Annotated in this window: 22 protein-coding genes; 13 read left to right on the top strand and 9 right to left on the bottom strand. The window is 72.3% G+C overall.

The window, feature by feature from the left end; all coding sequences use genetic code 11:
• The first annotated feature begins 23 nt into the window (after nt 1–23).
• Complete coding sequence (locus ACIRC0_RS27900) at nt 24–1,505, top strand: hypothetical protein (protein WP_403620983.1); 1,482 nt, start codon at nt 24–26, stop codon at nt 1,503–1,505.
• Between the two features lie 51 nt (nt 1,506–1,556).
• Here ACIRC0_RS27900 and ACIRC0_RS27905 read toward each other — a convergent pair whose 3' ends face one another.
• Entirely contained in the window at nt 1,557–2,891 is a 1,335-nt protein-coding gene (locus tag ACIRC0_RS27905; protein WP_403620986.1) for an ABC transporter substrate-binding protein, read from the bottom strand.
• 117 nt (nt 2,892–3,008) lie between these two features.
• Between ACIRC0_RS27905 and ACIRC0_RS27910 the strand changes: the two genes are divergently transcribed.
• Together ACIRC0_RS27910 and purU are read left to right on the top strand one after the other, a co-directional pair.
• Nucleotides 3,009–3,509 (top strand): hypothetical protein, encoded by a 501-nt coding sequence (locus ACIRC0_RS27910; RefSeq protein WP_366029901.1) that lies wholly within the window; start codon nt 3,009–3,011, stop codon nt 3,507–3,509.
• Between the two features lie 252 nt (nt 3,510–3,761).
• Nucleotides 3,762–4,643, top strand: coding sequence for a formyltetrahydrofolate deformylase (purU, locus tag ACIRC0_RS27915; protein WP_403620990.1), 882 nt, complete (start codon nt 3,762–3,764; stop codon nt 4,641–4,643).
• A 33-nt stretch (nt 4,644–4,676) separates the two neighbouring features.
• On the opposite strand, the gene ACIRC0_RS27920 is transcribed toward purU, so the two are convergent.
• Together ACIRC0_RS27920 and ACIRC0_RS27925 are read right to left on the bottom strand one after the other, a co-directional pair.
• Nucleotides 4,677–5,957 (bottom strand): maleylpyruvate isomerase N-terminal domain-containing protein, encoded by a 1,281-nt coding sequence (locus ACIRC0_RS27920; RefSeq protein ID WP_403620993.1) that lies wholly within the window; start codon nt 5,955–5,957, stop codon nt 4,677–4,679.
• Entirely contained in the window at nt 5,954–6,535 is a 582-nt protein-coding gene (locus ACIRC0_RS27925) for a sigma-70 family RNA polymerase sigma factor (RefSeq protein ID WP_403620996.1), read from the bottom strand. Before ACIRC0_RS27925 ends, ACIRC0_RS27920 begins: the two co-directional genes overlap by 4 nt.
• 373 nt (nt 6,536–6,908) lie before the next feature.
• Here ACIRC0_RS27925 and ACIRC0_RS27930 point away from each other — a divergent pair, with 373 nt between their 5' ends.
• Nucleotides 6,909–7,289, top strand: coding sequence for an STAS domain-containing protein (locus tag ACIRC0_RS27930; RefSeq protein ID WP_403620999.1), 381 nt, complete (start codon nt 6,909–6,911; stop codon nt 7,287–7,289).
• A 259-nt stretch (nt 7,290–7,548) separates the two neighbouring features.
• Nucleotides 7,549–8,061, top strand: coding sequence for an EF-hand domain-containing protein (locus ACIRC0_RS27935; protein ID WP_403621002.1), 513 nt, complete (start codon nt 7,549–7,551; stop codon nt 8,059–8,061).
• Here the strand turns inward: ACIRC0_RS27935 and ACIRC0_RS27940 are convergent.
• On the bottom strand, nt 8,045–9,619 hold the full coding sequence (locus tag ACIRC0_RS27940; protein ID WP_403621005.1) for a class I adenylate-forming enzyme family protein: 1,575 nt from the start codon (nt 9,617–9,619) through the stop codon (nt 8,045–8,047). The two genes, ACIRC0_RS27935 and ACIRC0_RS27940, sit on opposite strands and share 17 nt — an antisense overlap.
• A gap of 89 nt (nt 9,620–9,708) precedes the next feature.
• On the opposite strand from ACIRC0_RS27940, the gene ACIRC0_RS27945 reads away from it, so the two are divergent.
• From ACIRC0_RS27945 to ACIRC0_RS27960, 4 genes are all read left to right on the top strand, one after another.
• Entirely contained in the window at nt 9,709–10,905 is a 1,197-nt protein-coding gene (locus ACIRC0_RS27945; protein ID WP_403621008.1) for an amidohydrolase family protein, read from the top strand.
• Nucleotides 10,905–12,038, top strand: a complete 1,134-nt coding sequence (locus ACIRC0_RS27950) for an acyl-CoA dehydrogenase family protein (RefSeq protein WP_403621011.1) — start codon at nt 10,905–10,907, stop codon at nt 12,036–12,038. The genes ACIRC0_RS27945 and ACIRC0_RS27950 overlap by 1 nt, the downstream gene beginning before the upstream one ends.
• Nucleotides 12,039–12,045: 7 nt before the next feature.
• Complete coding sequence (locus ACIRC0_RS27955; RefSeq protein WP_403621014.1) at nt 12,046–12,930, top strand: acyl-CoA dehydrogenase family protein; 885 nt, start codon at nt 12,046–12,048, stop codon at nt 12,928–12,930.
• A gap of 478 nt (nt 12,931–13,408) precedes the next feature.
• On the top strand, nt 13,409–13,915 hold the full coding sequence (locus ACIRC0_RS27960; protein ID WP_403621017.1) for an ATP-binding protein: 507 nt from the start codon (nt 13,409–13,411) through the stop codon (nt 13,913–13,915).
• Between the two features lie 411 nt (nt 13,916–14,326).
• On the opposite strand, the gene ACIRC0_RS27965 is transcribed toward ACIRC0_RS27960, so the two are convergent.
• Nucleotides 14,327–15,253 (bottom strand): cyclase family protein, encoded by a 927-nt coding sequence (locus ACIRC0_RS27965; RefSeq protein ID WP_403621020.1) that lies wholly within the window; start codon nt 15,251–15,253, stop codon nt 14,327–14,329.
• 110 nt (nt 15,254–15,363) lie between these two features.
• Between ACIRC0_RS27965 and ACIRC0_RS27970 the strand changes: the two genes are divergently transcribed.
• The 3 genes from ACIRC0_RS27970 to ACIRC0_RS27980 all read left to right on the top strand — a co-directional run bounded on the left by ACIRC0_RS27970 (nt 15,364) and on the right by ACIRC0_RS27980 (nt 18,721).
• Complete coding sequence (locus tag ACIRC0_RS27970) at nt 15,364–16,263, top strand: SDR family NAD(P)-dependent oxidoreductase (RefSeq protein WP_403621023.1); 900 nt, start codon at nt 15,364–15,366, stop codon at nt 16,261–16,263.
• 243 nt (nt 16,264–16,506) lie between these two features.
• The gene (locus ACIRC0_RS27975) at nt 16,507–17,661 is read left to right on the top strand and encodes an acyl-CoA dehydrogenase family protein (RefSeq protein ID WP_403621026.1); all 1,155 of its coding nucleotides are present in this window, start codon (nt 16,507–16,509) and stop codon (nt 17,659–17,661) included.
• A 10-nt stretch (nt 17,662–17,671) separates the two neighbouring features.
• Nucleotides 17,672–18,721: a Zn-dependent alcohol dehydrogenase gene (locus ACIRC0_RS27980; protein ID WP_403621029.1), complete on the top strand. Its 1,050-nt coding sequence runs from the start codon at nt 17,672–17,674 to the stop codon at nt 18,719–18,721.
• A gap of 187 nt (nt 18,722–18,908) precedes the next feature.
• Here the strand turns inward: ACIRC0_RS27980 and ACIRC0_RS27985 are convergent, their stop codons facing one another.
• Nucleotides 18,909–19,919, bottom strand: coding sequence for a GlxA family transcriptional regulator (locus ACIRC0_RS27985; protein WP_403621032.1), 1,011 nt, complete (start codon nt 19,917–19,919; stop codon nt 18,909–18,911).
• Nucleotides 19,920–19,990: 71 nt separating this feature from the next.
• On the opposite strand from ACIRC0_RS27985, the gene ACIRC0_RS27990 reads away from it, so the two are divergent.
• Nucleotides 19,991–21,295 carry an MFS transporter gene (locus ACIRC0_RS27990; protein ID WP_403621035.1) on the top strand — a complete coding sequence of 435 codons (1,305 nt, stop codon included), beginning with the start codon at nt 19,991–19,993 and terminating at the stop codon, nt 21,293–21,295.
• Between the two features lie 30 nt (nt 21,296–21,325).
• On the opposite strand, the gene ACIRC0_RS27995 is transcribed toward ACIRC0_RS27990, so the two are convergent.
• The 3 genes from ACIRC0_RS27995 to ACIRC0_RS28005 all read right to left on the bottom strand — a co-directional run bounded on the left by ACIRC0_RS27995 (nt 21,326) and on the right by ACIRC0_RS28005 (nt 25,201).
• The gene (locus ACIRC0_RS27995; RefSeq protein ID WP_403621144.1) at nt 21,326–21,931 is read right to left on the bottom strand and encodes a flavin reductase family protein; all 606 of its coding nucleotides are present in this window, start codon (nt 21,929–21,931) and stop codon (nt 21,326–21,328) included.
• 89 nt (nt 21,932–22,020) lie between these two features.
• Nucleotides 22,021–22,911 (bottom strand): enoyl-CoA hydratase/isomerase family protein, encoded by an 891-nt coding sequence (locus ACIRC0_RS28000; protein ID WP_403621038.1) that lies wholly within the window; start codon nt 22,909–22,911, stop codon nt 22,021–22,023.
• A gap of 64 nt (nt 22,912–22,975) precedes the next feature.
• Nucleotides 22,976–25,201 carry an acetate--CoA ligase family protein gene (locus tag ACIRC0_RS28005; protein ID WP_403621041.1) on the bottom strand — a complete coding sequence of 742 codons (2,226 nt, stop codon included), beginning with the start codon at nt 25,199–25,201 and terminating at the stop codon, nt 22,976–22,978.
• Between the last annotated feature and the right edge of the window lie 117 nt (nt 25,202–25,318).

The raw sequence follows: 25,318 nt of genomic DNA on the forward strand, positions 1-25,318 counted from the left end.
GTCCCCCATTCGTAGGAGTCCCGGTGACGCAGAGTGGACAGGGCGAGGAGCCCTCGGCGCGGCCCGCGCGCGAAGGCATCGTGCTGCCCTCCGACGGCGGCGCGCCCCTGCTGCCGGGCCAGACAGGCGGAGTGAACGGTTCCATACCCCCGGCGCCCGCACCCGCCCCCGGCCCCGCCGGCGGGCAGGCATGGGGGCAGCCCTGGGGGCCGGAGCAGGCTGCCCAACAGCACCAGCACCAGCACCAGCACCAGCACCAGCACCAGCAGCAGCACCAGAACCAGAACCAGAACCAGAGCCAGCAGTGGGGCGCGCAGCCGTCCTGGGAGGGCTCGGACCCGCGCTCGGCCTGGGGTCAGCAGCCGCCGGCCGGCTCGGGCCAGCCGCTGCCCCCGCAGCAGAGCGCCGGTGCCGGGCCCCTGCCCCCGGCGGCCGGCTCCGCCGACGAAGGCGCCACGCAGTACCTGCCGCCCGTTGCCGCCGCGCCGAACGAGGGTGCGACGCAGTACATACCCCCGGTGGCCGCCTCTGCCGACGAGGGGGCCACCCAGTACATCCCGCCGGTGGGCCCTGGCGCGCTGCCCCCCGAGATGCCCGCCGACCAGGCGACCCAGGTCCTCGGGCGCGCCGCCGGTCCGCTGCCGCCCGCCGCCGACCCCGACGCCCAGGCCACGCAGTACCTTCCGCCCGTGCCCGGCCAGCCGTACGCCGTGCGGCCCGGGGGGCCCGGGCAGGCGCCGCCGGCCGAGTTCGACAACCTCTTCCGAGGCGACTCGGGCGGGTTCGCCGGATCCACCCAGCACCTGCCGCGGTTCGACGGCGCGGGCGCCCCCGGCGCACCCGTGGACCGGGGGGCCGACCAGCGCGGTGGCCGTACCCGCTCGCGTGTGCCCCTCATCGCGGCCGTCGGCGTCGGCATAGTCGCCCTCGGGATCGGGGCCGGCGCCCTGCTCAGCGGTGGTGGCGGCAGCGACGGCAAGACCGACGACAGCAAGTCCGTCGCCGCGACCGGGGCCGCCCCGGACGCCTCGGGGTCTGGCGCCGCCGACCCGGCCCGGGCGCAGGCCGTCGCCCTGGACAAGCTCCTCGCCGACAGCGGCAACAGCCGCGGCGCGGTGATCAGGGCGGTCGCCAACGTCAAGGCGTGCCAGAACCTCGACCAGTCGGCCGCCGACCTGCGGGACGCGGCCAAGCAGCGCAACGACCTGGTCGGCCGGTTGTCGGGACTCCAGGTCGACAAGCTCCCCGACCACGCCGCGCTGACCGCCGCGCTCACCAGCGCCTGGAAGGCGTCCGCGTCCGCCGACACCCACTACGCGGCCTGGGCCGACCAGGTCTCGGGCAAGAAGGGCTGCCCGAAGGGCCAGGCGCGCGTCACCCCCCAGGCCCAGGCGGGCAACCGGGACAGCGGCACGGCCAGCGCCCAGAAGGCGAAGGCGGCCCAGATCTGGAACGTCATCGCGCAGAAGTACGGCCTGACCGAGCGCCAGCCGACCCAGCTGTGAGCACGGCGGTGCGCGCCGCCCGGTGAACGGCGCGGCGCGCACCGGCACGCCTCACTCGCTGTCCGCGCTCTCCAGCGTCTTCGACACGTTCACGAAGCCCTTGCGGGCCGCCACCAGCCGCCCGTCGCGTACGACCTGGAAGGTCACGTCGGAGTTGATCAGGCGGGGGAAGTCGACGACCGCGGTCAGGTCCTGGAAGCGCCAGCGCAGGGTCGGGGTGAGGCCTCCGGTGTCGACCTTCAGGCCGTGGTCGAGGGCCATGCGGATCGTGCGGGCCGACACCTCGCCGTCGCCGAGCGACTCGACGACCTTCTTCAGGACCGTGTAAGCGATCCATGTGGTCTGCACGCCCGCGTCCGCCGGATCGATCCGGTCGTCGTCGAAGGCCTGCTCCTTGATCACTTCCTTCATCTCGTTCCAGCGCGCGTCCGACGCCTCCGGGTACCAGCCGGTGACGTACGCGTCCTCGTAGGGGCCGGAGCCGCCGCCGGAGGAGTCGATCACCGACTGGTCGACGCTGCCGAGCACGGACGCGGTGCGCACCGGCCGGTAGCCGGCGCTCAGACGGCGGAAGGAGTCCATGAAGGTCCCGGTGCGTTCGTCGAGCGCCGGGACCACGCACCCCTTCTTCTGGGGGTTCCCGGTCGCCTCGTCCAGCGCCTGCCGTGCCTGGTCGTCGAGGGCGGTGGCGTCCTCGGCGGCGCGCACGTCGGCCGCCGAGGCGTGGTGCGCCGCCTTCAGTCCGGCGTCGAGCAGCAGGGGAAGCTCGTCGCCGGCGACCGTGTCGGGGCGCACCAGGGCGACGTGGCCGCAGGTCCGGCCCAGTTCCTCACCGAGACCGGCCAGCAGCGCGGGCTGTCCGCCGTTGACGGGATAGGACAGCACGCTCTTGAACTCGTCGTCGGTCAGGCCGTAGCCGCCGATGTAGGGGATGCCCGCCGACTCCAGCGGGGAGAGGAAGGAGCTGGCGTACTGGCTGTAGGAGCCGACGACGGCGACGGCGTTCTCCTTCACGGCGAGCCGGGCGCACTTCGCGGCGTCCACGTAGTCGTTGTGGTCGTTGCAGGTCAGGACCTCGAGCTGGCGGCCGTTCAGGCCGCCGTGGGCGTTGATCCAGCGCGCGTAGGCCTGCGCCATCGCCGGCATGCCCGGCTTGTTGGTCGCCGAGGTCTTGTCGGGCGCCCAGGTCATGACGGTCACGCGGTCGTCCCCGGAACCCCCCGTGGTACCGGGGACGACCCCGCAGGCGACCGCTATCGACGCAACTGCCACCAGCGCGCCCGCGGACAGCAGGACGGTCCTGACGCGGGGAGCCGCTTTTTCACGGACGGAGCCCTGAACGCGGGGGCGGATGGGGGAGGAGCTGGTGCGTCGCCTGCCGGTCATGGACACGCACGATTCCCTCACACCACTAACCGTCGTGTCATCCGCGGTCAACGGAAGGTGACACGGAGGTGAATTGCGGGGTCCGATGATCCGGATTTCAAAGGGAACGTACGATCGATGACCGTGCAAGCTCCGGAGAACTCTTCCCGTCGCGGTCGTCGCTCATCCACCATGGGCGGCATGCCACTGAATGACATGCCGTGGTGGCGCTGGCGCAGCAATGTGCGCTCCGCGCTGCACATGCTCTCCGATCCCGTCTTCCAGCGGGACGTCTGGCTGGCCGGCGTCGAGGGGTACGGCGACGTCACCGACGCCGTGTACCGCCTGGTCGAGGACACCTGGCTGGACAACTGGTCGGCCGAGAAGTACGTCGGCACGATCTTCCGGGACTCGCAGGAGGCGGCCCTCGTCGACACCGCCGTCCTGCGAGTGCTGCGGATCATGCACCAGGTCGGGCCGGACGCGCCGGTGGACGCCTACATCAACCACCAGGCGTGGCCGGAGGCGGTGCGCGCGGCACGGGACGCCCACGTACGCCTCTCCGTGGCCGACGGGGAGGACCCGGACGTGCCGCCGCGCACGCTCGAGGTGCTGCGGATCCTGACGAGGAGCGCGTAGGTCCAGTGGTCCGGGGTGGACCCTGTCGTCCGGCGTGGGCCCCCGGTCGTCCGGGGTGGGCCCTGTCGTCCGGCGTGGGCCCCCGGTCGTCCGGCGTGGACCCCGGTCGTGTGGCGTGGGCCCTGTCGCCCGGTGGACCCCGGTCGTGTGGCGTGGGCCCTGTCGCCCGGCGTGGCCCCCGTCGTCCGCCGGACCGTCCGGGTTGCGGGACGGCGGTCCGCGCGGGCCCGCGGACATGAGACCCTGGCGTGCATGAACGAGCAGTCCACCCGAGCCTCGGTCCCGGCCGACCAGTACGTCCTCACCCTCTCCTGCCCGGACAAGCAGGGGATCGTGCACGCCGTGTCGAGCTACCTGTTCATGACCGGCTGCAACATCGTCGACAGCCAGCAGTTCGGCGACCAGGACACGGGACTGTTCTTCATGCGGGTCCACTTCTCCGCCGAGGCCCCGGTGACCGTGGACAAGCTGCGCGCGAGCTTCGCGGCGATCGGTGACTCCTTCCAGATGGAGTGGCAGATCCACCGGGCCGACGACAAGATGCGCGTCATCCTCATGGTCAGCAAGTTCGGCCACTGCCTGAACGACCTGCTCTTCCGCGCCCGGATCGGCGCGCTGCCCGTCGAGATCGCGGCCGTGGTCTCCAACCACACCGACTTCGCCGAGCTGGTGGGCTCGTACAACATTCCCTTCCACCACATCCCCGTGACGAAGGACACCAAGCCGGAGTCCGAGGCGCGGCTGCTGGAGCTGGTGCGCGAGCTGGACGTCGAGCTGGTGGTCCTGGCCCGCTACATGCAGGTGCTCTCGGACGACCTGTGCAAGCAGCTCAGCGGCAGGATCATCAACATCCATCACTCCTTCCTGCCGAGCTTCAAGGGCGCCAAGCCCTACCACCAGGCCCATGCGCGCGGTGTGAAGCTGATCGGCGCGACCGCGCACTACGTGACGGCCGACCTCGACGAGGGCCCGATCATCGAGCAGGAGGTCGAGCGGGTCGGCCACGACGTCACTCCGGACCAACTGGTGGCGACCGGGCGGGACGTGGAGTGCCAGGCGCTGGCACGCGCGGTGAAGTGGCACGCGGAGCGCCGCATCCTGCTCAACGGCCGCCGGACAGTGGTCTTCGCCTAGCGGCCCGAAGGCTCCCCCCGAGGTCCCGCTACGCTACATCCGGCTCAGGGACGCCGCCGCGAAGAGCACGTCCCTGATCGCCTCCCGGTCGCCGACCTGTCCCGCGGCCGCATCCTGCGGTGGCACATGGCCGGCGGCCAGGCGGCAGAACTCCACCCCGTCGAGCGCGACGTGCGCCACCTCGTGCTCGGCGGAGGCCACCGCGCCGGGCGAGTCGAGCGGAATCAGCCACTCACCGCCGCCCAGGCCCTCGATCTCCAGGCGCAGGCTGCGCCCGGGCTCTCCCGCCGGGACGAGGTGCCGGCCACCGTGCGGGGGCGCGGCGAGGCCGGCGCGCCGCCGGGCGGCCAGGGTCAGCGGCAGTATCCGTACCGCCAGGTCGAACATCTGGTGGAGATGGCGCGGCGCCGGCGGGTCGTAGGGGTAGTCGACGGCGTTCGCGATGTCCTCGGCGTGCACCCAGCACTCGAAGGCCCGATCCAGCATCGCGTCGTGCAGCGAGAGCCCGAAGGCGCCGTACGACACCGGGACCGCCCCGCTGGTGTCGTCGGTGAGGGAGACCGCCCGGACGAGATGGTGGGTCTGGTCGCGCCACGGGACGCGGATGGAGCGGGTCGGCGGGAAGTGGGAGGCGCGCCAGTACGCCTCCGTGCGCCCCTCGGGGCTGCCGTCGTCCCCGACGGTTTCCCCCAGGGGGTCCTCCAGCCCGAGCGCCACCGCGACCAGGCCGTCGACGGAGAGCAGATGGGCGATGACCCCGGCCACGGTGGTGCGGCGGCTCGCCGGAGCCCTCCCGTCGAACCACCGCAGCCTGACCGGGGTGTGCCACTCGGCGTCGCCGATGTCCTGCAGCAGGGCGTCCAGGCGCGCGGCCTCCGCGTCGTAGGGAGCCGCCCACTCCGGCACCGGGATGCGCGGCGGGCGCCGGTCGAGGCAACTCGCCAGGACACGGGTGCGCAGGGCGGGGTCGAGATCCAGACTCTCGGGCCGCTGCAGCAGCCCGACGGCCCTCCGCAGCCGCCGCGCCTCCTCCGCGCACGGACCGCAGCCACCGAGGTGCGCCTCCACGGCGGCGGTCTCCTCCGCGGAACAGGCGGCCAGCGCCCAGGCCCCGAGCAGCGACTTCAGCACCCGGTGCTCGAGCGGGACCGCCTCGGCCCCGGGCGCCGTGGCCCCACCGGCCATCGGCCCCCGGGCCACTTCGGACACCTCCCGCTCGCCGGCGACCCCGGGTGCGCCCTGCCCGTCGTTCCCCTCGTACCCGCCGTACTCCTCGAACTCCCCGTGCTCCCGGGAACGCTCGGCCCCGCTCACCACACACCCTCCGTTTCCGGCGGCGTGCCCGAGGGCCGCGTCTCGTGGGCGGTGGCGAGGAGCTGGAGGCCGAGGCGGAGCCGGCGGCGGGCCTCGTCCTGCGTGATACCGAGGTCGGCGGCGGTCTGGCGGTAGTCCCGGCGCTGGAAGTAGGCCCGTTCCAGAGCGGCGCGCAGCGGCACCGGCATGGAGGTGACGATGTAGTCCGCGCGGGCCGCGACCGAGGCCTGGCGCACCCTGCGCTCCAGGTCCTCCGCAGTGCCCCGGCCGTCCCGTGCCAGCGCTGCGGTCTCGGTGGCGCGCAGCCGCTGGACGGCGAGCCGCTGGGTCAGTGTGGCGACCCAGGTCCGCAACGGCTCCTGCCTGGGGTCGTAGGACTCGGGGTTCTCCCAGACGTGCGCGAACACCTCGCGTGTGACGGCGTCCGCCTCCTCCTCGTCCCCGAGCACCCGGTGGGCGAGGCCGTGCACCAGGGAGGCCAACCGGTCGTAGCACTCTCCGAGCGCGGCGGCCTCACCCCGGGCGAGCCGCTGCTGCATCCTGCGGTCCCACCGGGGCGGTGCGTCCTTCTTCGCCATGCGGCCCCCTCGTCCCCGGACGTGCCCTGCGCCCTGTTCCGGTTCAGCGTGCGCCCCCCACGCCTTCGAATGTAGTCGGCACATCGGACAACGCACGCCCCTTTGTCGCAATGTGCGCCCCTCGGCGAGCCGCGGATGGTAGAGGCGGTTCCGCGCGGGACCGTGCCGGACGTGCGGGCGCCTACCCGACCGACTACGGATCAGGCCTGAACGAACAAGACCGTTACCGATTGAACTGGCTCATCTATTACCCAGTTTCGATCGACAGTTCGGTGTTTCATAGAAGGGCGTTCGGGCAGCCGCGCTCCAAAGGAAGCGAAGGGACCGCTTCCGTTTCATGGACGGCGCGGGCAGGCGCGGGCAGGCGGGAGGCATGGCGGTGACGCTCACAGTGACCGGCGAAAAGCGTGGCGAGTGGACCGTGCTCCAAGTGGCGGGCGAACTGGACCTGATGACGTCACCGGTGCTGCGCCAGCGGGTGCACGACGCGGTGGCGGACGGCCGCCACCGCCTCGTACTCGACCTCTCCCAGGTGGTCTTCTGCGACTCCAGCGGCGTCGGCGTGCTCGTCGCCGCACGCAGACTGATCCGCTCCTGCCGGGGCCGGCTCCGCCTCATCCTGCCCGGGCACGGCGCGCCCGAGGGCACACACGTCAACCGCGTCCTCGCCGCCCTCGGCGTCCGCCGCCTCTTCGACGTGCACCCGGACCTCGGCTCGGCCACCGACGACACCTCGCGGCCCCTGTCGGCCTGACCGCACGCCCACCGCCCGCCCCGACCGCAGGCCCACCGCGCGACGGATCGCACGCCACCGCCCGACCCGACCCACGGCACCCCCGGTGTGAGCGCCGGCACACCACGGTCAACGGAACGTCGCAGGACAGCCACACTGTTGTCCCGGAATTCCTGCGGTCTTGGTACAACCGCCGTTTTCCGTCTCCCCAGAAGCTCCCCGCGTCGTACGCTCCCTGCCGGAAACACCCCCGATGTGACGTAAGGCGGCCCCAAACACCATGGTCAGCACCGAGTACGAGCGCAGGATCGCCGCCCGGTTCGCCGGCTTCGACCAGGACGGCAACGGCTACATCGACCGCGCGGACTTCAGTGCGGCGGCCAAGGCGGTCCTCACCGAGTTCGGCACCGCGGCCAGGTCCGAGCAGGGGCAGGCCCTGTACGCCGGGGCTGAGGCGTTCTGGCAGGGCATGGCCGGGATAGCGGACCGGGACGGCGACCAGCGCATCACCCGCGAGGAGTTCGTGGGCGGCGCGGTGAAGCGGCTGCGCGACAACCCCGAGCGGTTCGCGGAGATCGCCCGCCCGTTCCTGCACGCGGCACTCGCCGTGGCGGACGGCGACCGCGACGGCGCCGCCACGGTCGCGGAGACCGCCCGCGCACTCAAGGCCCTCGGCGCACCGGAGGACGTGGCCCGGGCAGCGGCGGCGGCACTCGACGCGGACGGAGACGGCAAGGTCGGCGAGAGCGAGATCGTGTCCGCGTTCGCCCGCTACTTCACGGTCCCGGAGTAGCCCCCGAGGGCTCAGGGCCCGAAGCCTCGGAGCCCGAAGCCTCAGGGCCCGAAGCCTCGGAGCCCGAATAGCGCTCCCGCAGCTTGTACTTGAGCACCTTCCGCAGGGTCTCCCCCCGCGGAAGGGCCTCCACCACCTCCAGCCGCTCCGGCAGCTTGTGCACGGACAGCCCCGCCGCCCGCAGGTACGAGGTGACCGCGGCGAGCGTCAGCTCCTCGGCGCCCGGCGGCTGTTCGACCACCGCGCACACGCGCTCCCCGCGCACCTCGTCCGGCAGCCCGATCACCGCCACGTCCTGCACCGCGGGGTGCGTGTGCAGCAGGTCCTCGATCTCCCTGGCGGAGATGTTCTCCCCCTTGCGGATGATGACGTCCTTGCGGCGCCCGGTGAGCACCAGATGACCGCTGTCGGTCAGGTGGCCGAGGTCGCCGGTGCGCAGGAACCCGTCCTCGTCGAAGGCCTCCGCCGTCTGCGCCGGATCAAGATACCCCTGGCAGACGGCCTCTCCCCGCAGCCGTACCTCCCCGTCGACGATGCGTATCTCCATCCCCTCGGGCGGCCGCCCCTCCGTCGTCGCCAGGTTCACGGGAGTGTCCTCGGGGTCCCCCATGGTGATCATCGGCACCTCGGTCATGCCGTACCCGTGGGTCAGCCGGACGCCCATCTCGCGGACCACGCAGTGATACAGCTCGGGCGGCTTGGGGGCGCCTCCGCCCGCGAGCAGCCGGAGCGAGCGGATCAGCTTCTCGCCCGGCTGTTTGCGCTGCTCGGCCAGGAACATCGAGTAGAACGCCGTCGAGCCGCCCGCCACCGTCACCCCGTGCCGCCGGTACTCCGCCAGCGCCTGGGGGAGCGCGAAGTGCTCGAACATCACGGCCGGGAAGCCGTACAGCAGGAGCATCACCGTGTAGTCGGGGCCCGCTATGTGGGCGTACGGGAAGGCCATGGAGCCGACGTCGTCCGGGGTCAGGCGCAGGGCGTGGGCCAGGCAGGAGCCGCCCGCGATCAGGGAGCGGTCGGTGTGCAGGACGCCCTTGGGGTCGGAGGTGGTGCCCGAGGTCCAGTAGATCCAGCGGACCGAGGTGCCGTCGGCGGGCGGGGCGGGGAGCGTCGACGGGTCGCCGTCCGGCAGGTCGTCGTACGCCTCGAAGACGCCTTTCGCGCCCAGTCGGCGGGCCATGTCCGTGTGGTCGTGTCCGCGCCAGACGCCCGGCACCGCGAAGAACTCCGCCCTCGACTCGCGCACCGCGAAGCCGACCTCGCGGTCCCGGTAGTAGGGGATCACCGGGGACTGGACGGCGCCCAGGCGGGCCAGCGCGAAGGACAGCAGGGCGGTCTCGATGCGAGTGGGCAGCTGCCAGGCGACCACCGTGCCGGGGCGTACGCCCATGCCGTACAGGCCGGCCGCCACACGCTCGGCGCGGGTGCGCAGGTCGCCGAAGGTGAGAACCCGGTCCTCCTGGAGCAGGACCGGACGGTCGGGGGTGAGGCCGGCGCGGCGCTCGACCAGCTCCCACAGCGTGCGGGCGGAACTCAGGGCGTGCGGGGTCTCGTTCACGGCCGGCCCCTCTGCTTGGCTGACGACTCGTCAGGTAACATGCTATCTGACGGTTCATCAGATGAGAGCCGGTCCGGCGGAGGGGAACCATGGCGAGCGAACTGCCCCGCATCATCAGCGTCGACGACCACGTGATCGAGCCCGCGCACCTCTTCGAGACCTGGCTGCCGGCCAAGTACCGGGACCGGGGCCCGCAGCCCCTGACCGCCGGGATCGGCGAACTGGCCTACGTCGGCGGGAAGTACCAGATCACCATGGACCCGGAGGGGCCGCCGACGGACTGGTGGATCTACGAGGACCTGAAGTTCCCCTACAAGCGGAACATCGCCGCCGTCGGCTTCGACCGGGACGAGATGACCCTGGAGGGGATCACCAGGGAACAGATGCGGCGCGGATGCTGGGACCCCAAGGCCCGCCTGGAGGACATGGACCTCAACCACGTCGAGGCCAGCCTCTGCTTCCCGACCTTCCCGCGCTTCTGCGGTCAGACCTTCGCCGAGGCCCACGACAAGGAGGTCGCCCTGGCCTGCGTGCGCGCCTACAACGACTGGATGGTCGAGGAGTGGTGCGGCGACAGCGGCGGCCGGCTCATCCCGCTCTGCCTGATCCCCCTGTGGGACATAGACCTCGCGGTCGCCGAGATCCGGCGCAACGCCGGCCGGGGGGTGCGGGCCGTCACCTTCTCAGAGATCCCCACCCACCTCGGCCTGCCCTCCATCCACTGCGGCTACTGGGACCCGTTCTTCGCCGTCTGCCAGGAGACCGGGACGGTGGTCAACATGCACATCGGCAGCAGCTCGCAGATGCCCGCCGCCTCGCCCGACGCGCCGCCCGCCGTACAGGCCTCGCTCAGCTTCAACAACGCGATGGCGTCGATGATGGACTACCTGTTCAGCGGCGTCCTGGTGAAGTTCCCGCGCCTCAGGCTCGCCTACTCCGAAGGGCAGATGGGCTGGATCCCGTACGCCCTGGAACGCGCCGACGACGTCTGGGAGGAGCACCGCGCCTGGGGCGGCGTCCGCGACCTGATCCCCGAGCCGCCGTCGACGTACTACTACCGGCAGATCTTCTGCTGCTTCTTCCGGGACAAGCACGGTGTCGCGTCTCTCGACGTGGTCGGCCGTGACAACGCCACCTTCGAGACCGACTACCCGCACGTCGACTCGACCTTCCCGCACACCAAGGAGGTCGCCCTCGACCATGTGAAGGGCCTGGACGACGAGACGGTGTACAAGCTGATGCGGGGCAACGCGATCCGCATGCTGGACCTGGACCTCGACCGCTGATGGACCTGTCCTGCACCCCGGAGGAAGAGGAGTTCCGGGCCCGGCTGCGGGAGTGGCTCGCCAAGGTGCTCCCCGCCCTGCCGCCGAAGCCGTCTCCGGACGACTGGCCCGGGCGGCGCGCCTACGACCTCGGGTGGCAGCGCATGCTGTACGACGCCGGGTACGCCGACGTCCACTGGGACGCCTCCCCGACCGTACGGCTGATCTTCCTGGAGGAGACCGAGAAGGCGGGCGCGCCCTATGTCGGGGCGAACTTCGTCGGGCTGCTGCACGCCGGGCCCACCATCGCCGCCGAGGGCACGCCCGGGCAGCGGGAGCGCTGGCTGCCGCCGATCCTGCGCGGGGACGAGGTGTGGTGCCAGGGGTTCAGCGAGCCGGACGCCGGGTCCGACCTCGCCGCGCTGCGCACGCGCGCGTGGCGGGACGGCGACGACTACGTGGTGAGCGGATCCAAGATCTGGACCTCGCACGCCGAGGTCGCCGACTGGTGCGAACTGCTGGCGCGCACCGACCCCGGCGCGCCGAAGCACCGGGGCATCACCTGGCTGGCGATGCCCATGGACGCCCCGGGCGTCACCGTACGGCCGCTGCGGACGCTGGCCGGGTCCGAGGAGTTCGCGGAGGTGTTCCTCGACGAGGTGCGGGTGCCGGTCGCCAACCGGGTCGGTGCGGAGAACGACGGCTGGCGCGTGACCATGGTGACGCTGTCCTTCGAACGCGGCACCGCGTTCGTGGGGGAGGTGGTGGCCTGCCGCCGCGTGCTCGGTGAACTCGCCCGCCGGGCGCTGGAGAACGGCCGCTGGGACGACCCCTCGCTGCGGCGGAGGCTGGGGCGGCTGAACGCCGAGTTCCGTGCCTTGTGGCGGCTCACTCAGTGGAACGTGAGTGAGGCGGAGCAGACGGGCGGGGTTCCGGGCGTGGGCGGCTCGGTCTTCAAGCTGCGGTATTCGCAAGCGCGTCAGGAGCTGTACGACGCGGCCGCCGAGGTCCTGGGCCCCGAGTCCCTGGATCTCGGCCGCCCATGGGTCCTGGACCGGCTGTCGTCCCTGTCGTACACGATCGCGGCCGGCACCTCGCAGATTCAGCGGAACATCGTGGCCGAACGCATCCTCGGCCTGCCGAAGGGGCGGTGATGCTGCCGTGCGCTTCCAGCCGACCGACGACCAGCGGGCGTTGCGGGCAGGGGTGCGCGGTCTGCTCCAGCGCCGCTTCGACCGGGGCGCGCTGCGGGCCGCCGTGGACCGGCCCGGTGTGCTCGACCGTGGGCTGTGGCGGGAACTGGGCGAGGCGGGCTTCTTCGCGCTGCGGCTGCCGGAGGGGGACGGCGGGGTCGGACTGGGCCTGCCGGAGGCGGTACTGGCCTTCGAGGAGGCCGGCCGGGCGCTGCTGCCCGGCCCGCTGGTGGCCACGCACCTCGCGGCGGGCGAGGTGCCGGGCGCGGCGAGCGGACAGACGGTGGTCACGGCGGTGTACGGCGGGCTCGTGGAGTGGCTGGGGGAGGCGGACGTCGTCCGGGGCGGCGTGACCGGTGCCGTACCCCTGGCGTCGGTGGACCCGCTGACACCCTTGCACCGGGTCGCCCGCGCCGCCGAAGACCGCCCGCCGGACCCCGTCGCCGTCCTCCTCACCGCCGCCGAACAGCTCGGCGGCGCCGCGCGGAGCTGCGAACTGGCGGTGGAGCACGCGCGGACCCGGGAGCAGTTCGGTCAACCGATCGGGGCCTTCCAGGCGGTCAAACACCTGTGCGCCGAGAGCCTGGTGCGGGTGGAGACGGCGCGCGCCGCGGTGTACGCCGCCGCCGTCACCGCCGACCCCCTCGACATCGCCGCGGCCCGTCTGCTCGCCGACGAGGCGGCCGTCCGCTGCGCCCGCGACTGCCTCCAGGTGCACGGCGGTATGGGCTTCACATGGGAGGCGGAGGTGCACCTGTACCTGAAGCGAGCGTGGGTACGGACCCAGCGTATGGGTTCGAGTGCGGAGAGTGAGGAAAAGCTCGCTGGGGAACTGCTCTCAGAGGTGAGGTAGAAGGCCCTGAGCTGGGCTTATTCGCTGCGTCCGGACCCGGATGTCGCGGATTGTGGCAATCCGGAATCACAGAGCGTTGATACCGGGTTGTGTCCTACGCGTGACTTGTCACGGGGTGGAGTCGCAGGGGGGCTCCGGTACCTTGTGTGGGATGCGAGCGGTTGTGAGCCCGATCCACCACGGTGCGGCCCCTGAGGCGGCGCCGGATCCGGCGATGTGTGCCGTTCGTGAGGCAGGGCGGCCCGTCGTGCCTGCCTGTTCGACTCACCGTGGCAAGCGTCGCACAGTATGGCGTACGCGTACTCCTTCGCGCTGGAATATGCCCGAAGCGCTTGTTGGGGTGACTGTACGTCAACCATGCTGTCGTGCAAGGGAATCACGGTCCGTGATCCTGGTTCCTGCCATGCAGACGATGACCACGATCGTGGCCCTTGCGAGGCGCGAGGCGATGTGTCCGCCGGTTCGGATGGTGTGAGCGGTGCAGGTGCTTCAAGTGCAGCTGGAGATCCGGCCCGACCCCGCGGAAGTGGGTCGGGCCCGGCGGTGGGCGCGCTCGCGTCTTGCCGGGTCGGGCATAGCGGCGGACGAACCGCTGGCCGAGACGCTGATCCTGCTCGTCTCGGAACTGGTCACCAACGCCGTGGTGCACACCGGTTGTCCCGCCGTGCTGCGCCTGCTGCTGACCGGTGCCTGCGACGGCCCCTCCGACGCCGCCGGTACCGTCCGTCTGGAGGTCGCCGACCGCAGCGCCCGCCCGCCGCAGCCCCGGCACGCGGGGGGCGAGGAGACCGGGGGCCGTGGCCTGGAGTTGGTCGACGGGCTCGCCGACCGCTGGGGCTGGGACGCCGAGGGCGCGGGCAAGCGCATCTGGTGCGAGGTGGACCGCAGTACGGCGCCGGTCGAGGACGTGGCGGCGGTGTGCGGCGCGGAGACGGCGGCCTGCGGGGTGGAGGCGGCGCCTCGGTTCGCGTACGGCGTGGTGTGACGGGACCCTACGGCGAAGCGTGAGCGGACCGGACCGGACCGGGCGTCCGCCCGGGGCGCCGGTGCATGCGCCTGGGCACGGGCGGCTCGACGGTCGTACGGGCACGGCTGCCTGGAGTGGATCGTGGACGAGTGCGCCGGGGTTTGCTTCCGTACGCGCCGTCACAAGAACGGCATACGTGAGGAATCGGCGAGGGCCTGTTGACGCCGTGTGTCTGTTTGATCACGCTTGAGTTCGGCGATCCGTCGTGAGGGGACGCCGAGGACTCGGGTGACGGGAGCCCTCGACGAGTGCGGATCGTGCTTCGGCGCCGGCTCCTGCAGGGTCGGGCGGCCCGGGGGGACCGTCCGGGGGCGGGCGGAGATGCCGAACCGGCCGGCGGCGCACCGCCGGCCGGTTCGGCATCTCGGCTCACAGAACGGCCACCGGTGCCACGGGGCTTCCGGTGCCGCCGACGAACGGTTCGGGTGTCGCGGACAGCAGGAAGGCGTAGCGTCCTTCTTCTCCACAGGCTGTGGACAACTCCTCGAGGTTCCAGTTCTGCCCCTGCGGCATCCCCATCTCCACGAGGTGGAGGGCGTGCACGGGCAGCCACAGATCCTCGATCTCGGGGGGAAAGACCTCGAAGGTGAGCGTGTCGTTCGCGACGGCCGCCACATCGCGCGCGTGGAACCACTCCGGGGTCCGCACCGACAGCCCCGGCGACGGATACCCGTAGGCCTGTTTGTCGCCCGAGAGATAGGTGCGGATCTGCCCGGTCCGTACGAGGACGATGTCGCCCGCCCGCACCCGCGTCCCGGCGAACTCCTCGGCCGCGTCCAGATCCTCCGGGGTGACGGCGTACGAACCCTCGAGCCGCTCCCGGCCGAGCGCCCGGGGGATGTCGAGGAGTACGCCCCGGGAGACGATGTGCCGCGGCTTGTCGATCCCGCTGAACGCGGCGCCGCCGTGCGCTGTCACCGTGCCGGCCGGACGGCCGTTGTAGAGCTTCCCGGAGTGGGAGACGTGCGGGAGCGCGTCCCAGTGGGTGGACGCCTGGAGGCCCATGGTCACGGCGTCGTCGCTGCACGCCACCGTGCCCGGGCCGAAGATCTCCTGGTTGACCTGCACCATCACGTGCAGCGGATTGACCCGCCCCGGGATGAGGCCGGTCTGCACTCCGTCCTGCTGGAGCGGAAGGGCGAGGGGTATGCGCCGCCCGCTGCGCACCCAGGCGGCGGCCTCGCGCACCACCTGGTCGGTGACGAGGTTCAGCGTCCCGATCTCGTCCTCCTCGCCCCAGCGCCCCCAGTTGTTCACGCGTTTGGCGATCTCGTGGAACTCGGCGGGCAGTGACATCGGCCCTCCCGGGGGCTTGTCCAGAGGTATCTGACGACCCGTAAAATCCGACTGCGAGAGAATCTAACGAGCCGTCAGAAACTCTGGAAGGGGAAGGGGAGGGACTGAGCATGGCGAACTTCCTGGCGGGCAAGGTCGTCGCGGTGACGGGCGGGGGCCGGGGCATCGGACGGGCGGTGGCGCTGGCCGCGGCGGCGGAGGGGGCGCGGGTCGTCGTCAACGACTACGGGGTCCTGGTGGACGGCGTCTCGCCCACGAGCGAGGTCGCCGACGCCGTGGTCAAGGAGATCGAGGCGGCGGGCGGGGAGGCCGTCGCGGTCGCCGACGACATCTCGGCCATGGCGGGCGGGCAGCGGGTGGTGGACCAGGCGCTCGCGACGTACGGCCGCCTGGACGGGGTGGTGTGCGTGGCGGGCATCCTGCGCGAACGGATGCTGTTCAACATGACCGAGCAGGAATGGGACCCGGTGCTCGCCACGCACCTCAAGGGCACGTTCACGGTGTTCCGCGCGGCGTCGGCGGTGATGCGGAAGCAGCGCTCGGGCACGCTGATCGGTTTCACGAGCGGCAACCACCAGGGCTCGGTGTCGCAGGCCAACTACAGCGCGGCGAAGGGCGGCATCATCTCGCTGGTGCGCAGCGCGGCCCTGGGCCTGCACAAGTACGGGGTGACGGCGAACGCGGTGGCCCCCGTGGCCCGGACCCGCATGTCGGCGAACGTCCCCATGGACCTGAAGGAGATCGGCGACCCCGAGGACGTGGCGGCGCTGGTGGTCTACCTCCTGTCCGACCGGGCGAAGGAGGAGGGCATCACGGGCCAGGTGTACACGATCGCGGGCCCGAAACTGGCGGTCTGGGCACAGCCGAGGGAGCTGAGGGCGGCGTACGCGGAGGGCGCGTGGACCCCTCAGAGGATCGCGGACTTCCTGCCCGGAACGGTGGGGACGGACCCGATGCCGCTGCTGGAGCAGGTGGAGGCGATGGAGAGGGCGGCACGGCGCGGCCGCTGAGCTTGGCGGATCGCTCGCACCGGGCTCGGGCCGGGCGCGGTAGAGCTCGGGGCTGCGGGTGTGTCGGCGGCTGCGGGTCGGTCGTGGCTGGTCGCTCCCCCAAGTTCTCGGCTTCGCTCGAACAGGGGGACCCCCATCGCGGCGCAGCCGCAGGATGTCACGGCCCCGCGCCCCTTCGGGGCGCTGCCCAGGCCCCTCGGGGCCGCGCAACGCGTCGCCGACCCACAACCCAAGGCGGACACCATGGACTTCGACCCCGACCCGCACGACGAAACGTTCCGCGCGCAGGCCCGCACCTGGCTGCGCACCCACCTCGACACCCACCACACCCGACGATCCTGGGAACGCACCCTCGGCCGGGCCGGCTGGATCGGCCTGTCCTGGCCCGAGGACGGCTACGGCAACCGCCGTGCCACCCTCACCCAACAGGTCGTCTGGGCGGAGGAGTACGCCCGCTCCCAGGCACCGCCCCGCTCCGGCCACATAGGGGAGAACCTCCTCGCCCCCACCCTCCTCACCCACGGCACCCAGGCCCAGAAGTCCCGCTTCCTGCCGCCCATAGCCCGGGGCGAGGAACTCTGGTGCCAGGGCTACAGCGAACCCGGCGCCGGCTCCGACCTGGCGAGCCTGCGCACCACGGCCGTACGCGACAGCCCCACCTCGTACCGCGTCACCGGCCAGAAGATCTGGACCTCCCTCGCCCACGAGGCGGACTGGTGCTTCGTCCTGGCCCGCACCGACCCCACCTCCCACCGCCACCACGGCCTGACCTTCCTCCTCGTCCCGATGGACCAGCCCGGCCGTATCGAGGTCCGCCCCATCCGCCAGCTCACCGGAACCAGCGAGTTCAACGAGGTGTTCTTCGACGGCGCGACGGCCCTCGCCGAACACGTCGTCGGCGGCGAGGGCAACGGCTGGCGCGTGGCGATGAGCCTGCTCGGCTTCGAACGCGGCGTCTCCACCCTCGCCCAGCAGATCGGCTTCGTGAACGAACTCGCCGAGGTCGTCCGTACGGCCTTGGCCACCGGCGCGGCGGACGACCCCGTCCTGCGCGCCCGCCTCGTCACCCAGTGGGCCGAACTGCGCGCGATGCGCTGGAACGCCCTGGGCACCCTCGGCGACACGACCGACCCGGCCGCCCCCAGCGTGGCCAAACTGCTGTGGGCCCACTGGCACCAGCGCCTGGGCGAACTCGCGATGCAGGTCAGGGGCGCGGCAGGCGCGGCGGGGCCGGCCGACTGGTCGCCCACCGCACCGTACGAGCTGGACCCGCTCCAGCACCTGTTCCTGTTCAGCCGGGCCGACACCATCTACGGAGGCTCCGACGAGATCCAGCGCACGATCATCGCCGAGCGCGTGCTCGGCCTGCCGAAGGAACCCAGGGGAACCAAGGGCTGAGGGAGTTGCGATGCGAGGCGTGCTCTACGACGGCACCCGGCCCCAGGTCGTGGACGACCTGGAGGTCCGGGACCCGGGACCCGGCGAGGTCCGGGTGGCGATCTGCGCGGCGGGGCTGTGCCACAGCGACCTGTCCGTGGTGGACGGGATCATCCCCTTCCCTGTTCCCGTGGTGCTCGGCCATGAGGGCGCCGGTGTGGTGGAGGCGGTCGGCGCGGGCGTCACCCATGTCGCGGCCGGCGACCACGTGGCGCTGTCCACCCTGGCGAACTGCGGGACGTGCGCGGACTGCGACCGCGGCCGGCCGACGATGTGCCGGCAGGCGATCGGCCGCCCCGGCCGCCCGTTCACGCGGGGCGGCGGACCGGTGTACCAGTTCGCGTCCACCTCGGCCTTCGCCGAACGCACGGTCGTCAAGGCCGTCCAGGCGGTCCGCATCCCGAGGGACTTCCCGCTGCCGTCGGCGGCCCTGATCGGCTGCGGGGTGCTGACCGGCGTGGGCGCCGTACTGAACCGCGCCAAGGTGGACCAGGGCGACACGGTTCTCGTGATCGGAACGGGCGGAATCGGCCTCAACGTCCTTCAGGGCGCGCGGATCGCGGGCGCCTCTCGGATCGTGGCCGTGGACGCCAACCCGGCGAAGGAGACGGTGGCCCGCCGGTTCGGCGCGACCGACTTCCTGACCTCGACGGATGGCGTGAAGGACGTCCTCCCCACCGGCGCCGACCACGCGTTCGAGTGCGTGGGCCGGGTGGAGCTGATCCGCGCGGCGATCGACGCCCTGGACCGCCACGGCCAGGCGGTGCTCCTCGGCGTCCCGCCGGCGACGGCCGAGGCGTCGTTCCTGGTCTCGTCGATGTACCTGGACAAGGCCGTCCTGGGCTGCCGCTACGGCTCCTCCCGTCCCCAGCGGGACATCGCGCGCTACGCCCGGCTGTACCGCGAAGGCCGCCTGCTGCTGGACGAGTTGGTGTCGGCGACGTACCCGGTGGAGGACTACGAGAAGGCGGCGGCGGACGCGCACGCGGGGCGGGTGGCGAGGGCGGTACTCACCTTCTGACCCGGTCCGCCGCTCGGTGATCCTAGTGCCGCGGCAGGCAATGTTTGCCCGTCGAGGAGCGGCGTCCGGTGCGTGCTCTCGGCGTGCCGGCCGGAAGTCCTCGTACTGGACGTACTTGGGCTTTCGGCCGGTGCGGCGAGAGTGCGTGCCGGGGGCCGCGACGGGGCGAACGTTGCCTGTTGCGGCACTAGGGGGTGACGGCCGGGTCGGCGGCCCCCGTGCGGAAGGTGCGCCGGTACGTGGTGGGCGTGACGCCGAGGGCCGCCTGGAGGTGCTGGCGCATCGACTGGGCGGTGCCGAAACCGGCGTCCCGCGCCACCTGGTCCATCGACAGGTCGGTGGACTCCAGCAGATGGCGGGCCCGTTCGACGCGCTGCTGGGTGAGCCACTGGCCCGGGCTCATGCCGACCTCCTCGCGGAAACGGCGTGTGAAGGTGCGTACGGACATGGCCTCCTGCTCCGCCATGTCGCGCAGCTGGATCGGTTCGTGGAGGCGGCCGAGCGCCCAGGCGCGGGCGGCGGTGGTGGTCGCCAGCTGCGGCTCGGGTACCGGGCGGTGGATGTACTGCGCCTGGCCTCCGTCGCGGTGCGGCGGGACGACCGTGCGGCGGGCCACCTCGTTGGCGACGGCGCTGCCGTGGTCGCGGCGCACCATGTGCAGGCACAGGTCGATCCCGGCCGCGACGCCCGCGGAGGTCAGGATGTCGCCGTCGTCGATGAACAGGACGTCCGGATCGACCTTGATCCGGGGGAAGAGCCGCTGGAGGTGCGCGGCCTCGGCCCAGTGGGTGGTGGCGGGACGCCCGTCGAGAAGGCCGGCGGCGGCGAAGACGTAGACGCCGGTGCAGATGGAGGCGAGCCGGGTGCCGGGCCGGATACGGGCGAGCGCGGCGGCCAGCTCGTCGGTCAGCACGCCCTCGTCGAAGACCGGGCCCAGCTCGTAGGACGCCGGGACGATCACGGTGTCGGCGGTGGCCAGGGCCTCCGGGCCGTTCTCGACGTGGATGGAGAAGTCGGCGTCCGTCTCGACCGGGCCCGGTGGCCGGACCGAGCAGGTGACGACCTCGTACAGATGCCGGCCCTCGGCGTCCTTGGGGCGCCCGAAGATCCGGTGCGGGATGCCAAGTTCGAAGGGGAGCAGCCCGTCGAGGGCGAGGACGACGACGCGGTGCGGCCGGAACGCGGACTCACGGGTCATGGCCCGATCCTAGCGAATGCTGTCCTTCGGGCCACTCGATCGGAAGAAGCCCAGGCCCGAAGATCTATGACGTGACCCAGACGACCGCAACCGCACCCACTGTCGAGGAACCACAACCGGCCCGGACGACCCGCATCCACCGCGCCTGGTTCGTCGCCGCCGTCACCTTCGTGACGATCATCGGCGCCGCGGCCTTCCGTTCGCTGCCGGGCCTGCTGATCGACCCGCTGCACCAGGAGTTCCACTGGTCGCGCGGCACGATCGGCGCGGCGGTGTCGATCAACCTCGCGCTGTACGGCCTGACCGCCCCGTTCGCCGCCGCGCTGATGGACCGCTTCGGCATCCGCAGGGTGGTCGCCGTGGCCCTCGTGGTGATCGCACTCGGCTCGGGCGCGACCGTGTGGATGACGGCGCCGTGGCAGCTCCTGCTGTGCTGGGGTCTGCTGGTGGGCCTGGGCTCCGGTTCGATGGCGCTGGCCTTCGCGGCGACGGTCACCAACCGCTGGTTCACCACGCGGCGCGGTCTGGTGAGCGGCATCCTCACCGCGGGCTCGGCCTCCGGGCAGCTGATCTTCCTGCCCCTGCTGTCCTGGATGGTGGAGCGCCACGGCTGGCGCCCGGCCGCGGTGACGGTGGCCCTCGCCGCCCTCGCGGTCGTCCCCTTCGTGTGGCTGCTGCTGCGCGACCACCCGGCGGACGCGGGCCTGAAGCCGTACGGCGCGGAGGAGTTCGTACCGAAGCCGGAGCCCGCGCGGGGCGCCGCCCGCCGTGCCGTCACCGTGCTGTTCTCGGCGGTGCGCACGGGCCCGTTCTGGCTGCTGGCAGGCACCTTCGCGATCTGCGGCGCCTCCACCAACGGCCTGATCCAGACCCACTTCGTCCCGGCGGCCCACGACCACGGAATGCCGATCACGGCGGCGGCCTCGCTGCTCGCGGTCATCGGTGTCTTCGACGTGGTGGGCACGATCGCCTCGGGCTGGTTCACGGACCGCTTCGAGCCGCGCCGCCTGCTCGCCGTGTACTACGCCCTGCGCGGCACCTCGCTGCTGTTCCTGCCCATGCTGCTGGCCCCGTCCGTCCATCCGCCGATGATCTTCTTCATCGTCTTCTACGGCCTGGACTGGGTCGCCACGGTCCCGCCCACCCTGGCGCTGTGCCGGGAGCAGTACGGCGAGGACAGCGCCATCGTCTTCGGTTGGGTCCTGGCCTCCCACCAGGTCGGCGCGGCCCTGGTCGCCTTCCTCGGCGGCGTGGCACGGGACACCTTCGGCTCGTACGACGTGGTCTGGTACGCGGCGGGGGCGCTGTGCGCGGCGGCGGCCCTGATGGCCCTGGTGATCCGCCGCCGCCCGGCGGGAGCGCCGGCACTGGCGTGACCCGGCCGGCGGTTCCTTGGGGGCACGGCCCTAGAGGAACCGCCCCTTGTGGAACAGCAGCGGCCTGTCGTCCCCGTCGCCGGTCCCCAGGGCCTCCACCCGGCCGACCACGATGAGATGGTCGCCGCCGGTGTGCACGGCGTGGATCGCGCAGTCGATCCACGCCGTGGCGCCGGTGAGGCGCGGGGCGCCGGAGAAGGGCGCCGCCTCGTGCCGGACCCCGGCGAACTTGTCCCCGCCGCTCACCGCGAAGCCACGGCACAGCTCGCCCTGGTCGGCGGCGAGCACGTTCACGCAGAACACGCCGGCGCGGGCGATCCGCGGCCAGGTGCTCGAGGCCCGGCCGACCATGAACACGACCAGCGGCGGTTCCAGGGAAAGCGACGAGAACGACTGACAGGCGAAGCCGGCGGGGCTCACCTCACCGTCCGCCGCCGGCGCAGTGACAACGGTGACACCGGTGGCGAAGTTTCCCAGAACGCGCCGGAACTCGGCCGAGTCGACGGGCGCCCGCTCATCCTCCCGCACCGCCCGCAACTCCGGGCGCGGCAACGCCTCGACGGGTCCCGCGACCGTGCGCGCCCCGATGGACCTGAGATAACGGACGGCGGTGGCGGCCATCCCTGCGTGTCCCATCACGTCACCCATTGAAACTGACGGTACGTCAGAAGTGAAGCCGTGAATGGGGTGGGAAGTGGAGCCGGAAGCGAAGGTCCGCACGGTCCTCAGCGGCCGTGGTAGCGGGGCTCCCGCCGCTCCACGAAGCTCGCCACACCCTCCTGGGCGTCCGCCGTCGTCATGTTGAGCTCCTGGGCGGCGGCCTCCGCCGCGAAGGCGGTGGCGCGGTCGGTGTCCAGGGAGGCGTTGACCAGTTGCTTGGTGAGGGCCAGGGCGCGGGTGGGGCCGGCGGCGAGGCGGGCGGCCCACTCGCGGGCGGTCTTCTCCAGGGCGTGCCCCGGCACGACACGGTTGACCAGCCCCAGGCGTTCCGCGTCCGTGGCCGGCAGGGCGTCGCCGAAGAACATCAGCTCCTTGGCGCGCTGCGGGCCGACCAGCCGGGGCAGCAGATACGCCCCGCCGCCGTCCGGGACCAGGCCGCGGCGCACGAACACCTCGATGAACCTCGCCGACTCGGCCGCGAGGACCAGGTCGCAGGCGAGCGCCAGGTGGGCGCCGAGTCCGGCGGCGGTGCCGTTCACCGCGGCGATCACCGGCTTCTCGCAGTCGAGGACCGCGGCGATCAGCCGCTGGGCGCCCCGGCGGATGGTCCGTGCGACGTCGCCGGCGATCCGCTCACCGGCCCCCGCCCCGCCGCGCAGGTCCGCGCCGGCGCAGAAACCGCGTCCGGCGCCCGTGAGGACCACGGCGCGCACGGCGGGGTCCTCGGAGGCGTCCTGAAGTTTTTGGATGAGGAGTTCGCGCAGGTCGGGGGTGATGGCGTTGAGGGAGTCGGGGCGGTTGAGGGTGAGCTGAGCGACGCACTTGTCAGTGGTGTGCAGTACCAATGACTCGACGGGATCCGCAGGGCTTGGACGGCCTGCGGGATTCCCGGCGTCCACGGCGTCCACAGCGCCCACGGCGTCCACGGCGTCCACGGAGTCTTCGGGGGAGGACATGATGCTGTTCCGTTTCCTGGGTCGGCTGGGTCGGCTGGGTCCGCCGCTTCGGCTGATCCGGGCCTCAGCGGCACACCGCCAGCGCGTCCAGGGCCACGGCTCCCTGCCCCCTGGGCAGCACCATCAGCGGATTGATGTCCAGCTCCGCGATCCGGTCCCCGAGTTCGAGCGCCATGCGCTGGACGCGGAGCACCACCTCGACGAGCGCGTCGAGGTCGGCCGGGGGACGCCCGCGCACCCCGTCCAGCAGGGCCCGCCCGCGCAGCTCGGAAAGCATGTCCCGGGCCTGCTCCTCGCCGAAGGGCGGCACGCGCACGGCCGCGTCCCGCAGCATCTCGACCAGCACACCGCCGAGTCCCACGGTCACCGTGGGCCCGAAGAGATGGTCGTGCGAGACGCCGACGACCATCTCGACACCCCGCTCGACCATCTGGCACACGAGGACACCGTCGAGCTTGATCCCCTCGTAGCGCGCGATGTCGGTCAGCTCCCGGTAGGCCTCCCGGACCTGGCTGGCGGAGGTCAGCCCGATCTTCACAAGCCCGAGCTCCGTCTTGTGGGCGATCTGGGCGCCGGACGCCTTCATCACCACCGGGTAGCCCACGAGCGCCGCCGCGCGCACCGCCGCCGCCGCGCTGGTCACCAGTTGCTCGCGCGGTACGCGGATGCCGTACGCCCGCAGCAGCTGCTTCGCCGCGTGCTCGCTCAGCTGCTGCCCGGGCCGCATCAGGGCCTGCGCCTTGCGGAAGGAGGGCGAGGGGGTGCGGGGTGCCTCGTCGAAGGGGGAGCGGTAGCCGCGCACGAAGCGCTGGTGGTCGAGGTGGGCGCGGACGGCCGAGACGCAGTTCGCCACCGTGCGGAAGGTGACCACGCGCGAGGAGCCCAGCAGCATCTCGCGGTAGGCGGTCTCGGTGCCGACCGGCGACCCCCACACCACGCACACCAGCTTGTCCGTGTGCTCCGCCGCGTCCACCAGGTCCCGCACCAGCTTGTCGCTCAGCGGAGGGAAGGGCCCGGTGATCGGGCAGATGAGCACGCCCACCTCCGGGTCGTCCAGGAGCGCGTCGATGATCTTCCGCCCGCGCTCGTCGCCCACCGGGTGACCGCCGCTGTCGACGGGGTTGGCGACGCTCAGGTACTCGGGGATCCACTGGTGCAGCTCGGCCTGCTTGGTCTCGGACAGCACCGGCAGCCGCAGCCCTGCCCCGGCCGCCAGGTCCGCGACGTGCGCGCCCGTGCCGCCCGAGATCGAATAGACGACGACACCGTCGGTGCGCGGGGTGCGGGCCCGGGCCAACAGGGTGGCGGTGTCCTGGAGTTCGTCCAGTCCGTCGACGCGGATCACCCCGTACTGCCGCATCGCCGCGTCGACCACGTCGTCCGCGCCGGTCAGCTTGCCGGTGTGTGAGGCGGCGGTGCGGGCGCCGGCCTCGGTGCGGCCGACCTTGACCGCGACGACCGGCACACCGCGCCGGGCGGCCCGGTCGGCGGCCAGCAGGAAGGCGCGGCCGTCCTTCAGGCCCTCGATGTAGCAGGCGATGGCGCCGACCTCGGGCCGCTCGGCGAAGTAGGAGAGGAAGTCGGCGGTCTCCAGGTCGGCCTCGTTGCCGGTGGGAGCCCAGTGGGAGAGCCGTATGCCGAGCTCCTGCAGGGCGAAGACGGGTCGCCCCTGGTGCCCGGACTGGGTGATGAGCGCGATGGCCGGCCCGTCGAGGTCGTCCCGGAACCGCTCGAAGGCGTTGAGGTTGGTGTTCGGCCCGAGCAGCCGCACCCCGGCCCGCCGGGCGGCGGAGGCGAGCCCCGTTTGGGCGGCGGCTCCCTCCTGGCCGGTCTCGGCGAACCCGGAGGCGAAGACGACGGCGAACCTCACCTTGGCCGCCCCCAGTTCCTCCAGCACGGGAAGCGGGTCGGAGACCAGGAGCACGGCGAGGTCGACCTGTTCGGGCAGGTCCGCGACGGAAGGAGAGCAGGGCATGCCGAAGACGGACCGACGGGTGGGGTGCACGGGATGCAGCCGGGCGCCGACCCGCTCGGCCCAGGCGAGCAGCTGCCGGGTGATGCCGGTGTGGGGGCGCCCCTCGGCGTCGGAGGCACCGACGACGGCGACGGACTCGGGCCGGAAGAACCGGTCCAGGTCGGGCACGTCGGCATGCAGCGGCCGCCCGCTGACATCGAGGTCACCGGCGTCGGCGGCCCGGCCCCGCACCACGGACGAAGACGGTTCCCCGCAGGCGGCGACGCGGGCCCGGCGGGAGTCGGTGGTCAGGGTGCCATGGGTCGATCCAAGCATCGCTCCGCCCGCTTTCGTGTGACGGCTCAGTAACTGACGCTCTGTCAGATTACTGAACTGGCGCGAGGTCAGGAAGAGATGGGGCGCGCGAGGTCGCGGGAGGGTGCGCGAGGTCTC

The organism is Streptomyces sp. NPDC093984 (assembly GCF_044764595.1).
Taxonomy (GTDB): Bacteria; Actinomycetota; Actinomycetes; order Streptomycetales; family Streptomycetaceae; genus Streptomyces; species Streptomyces cynarae.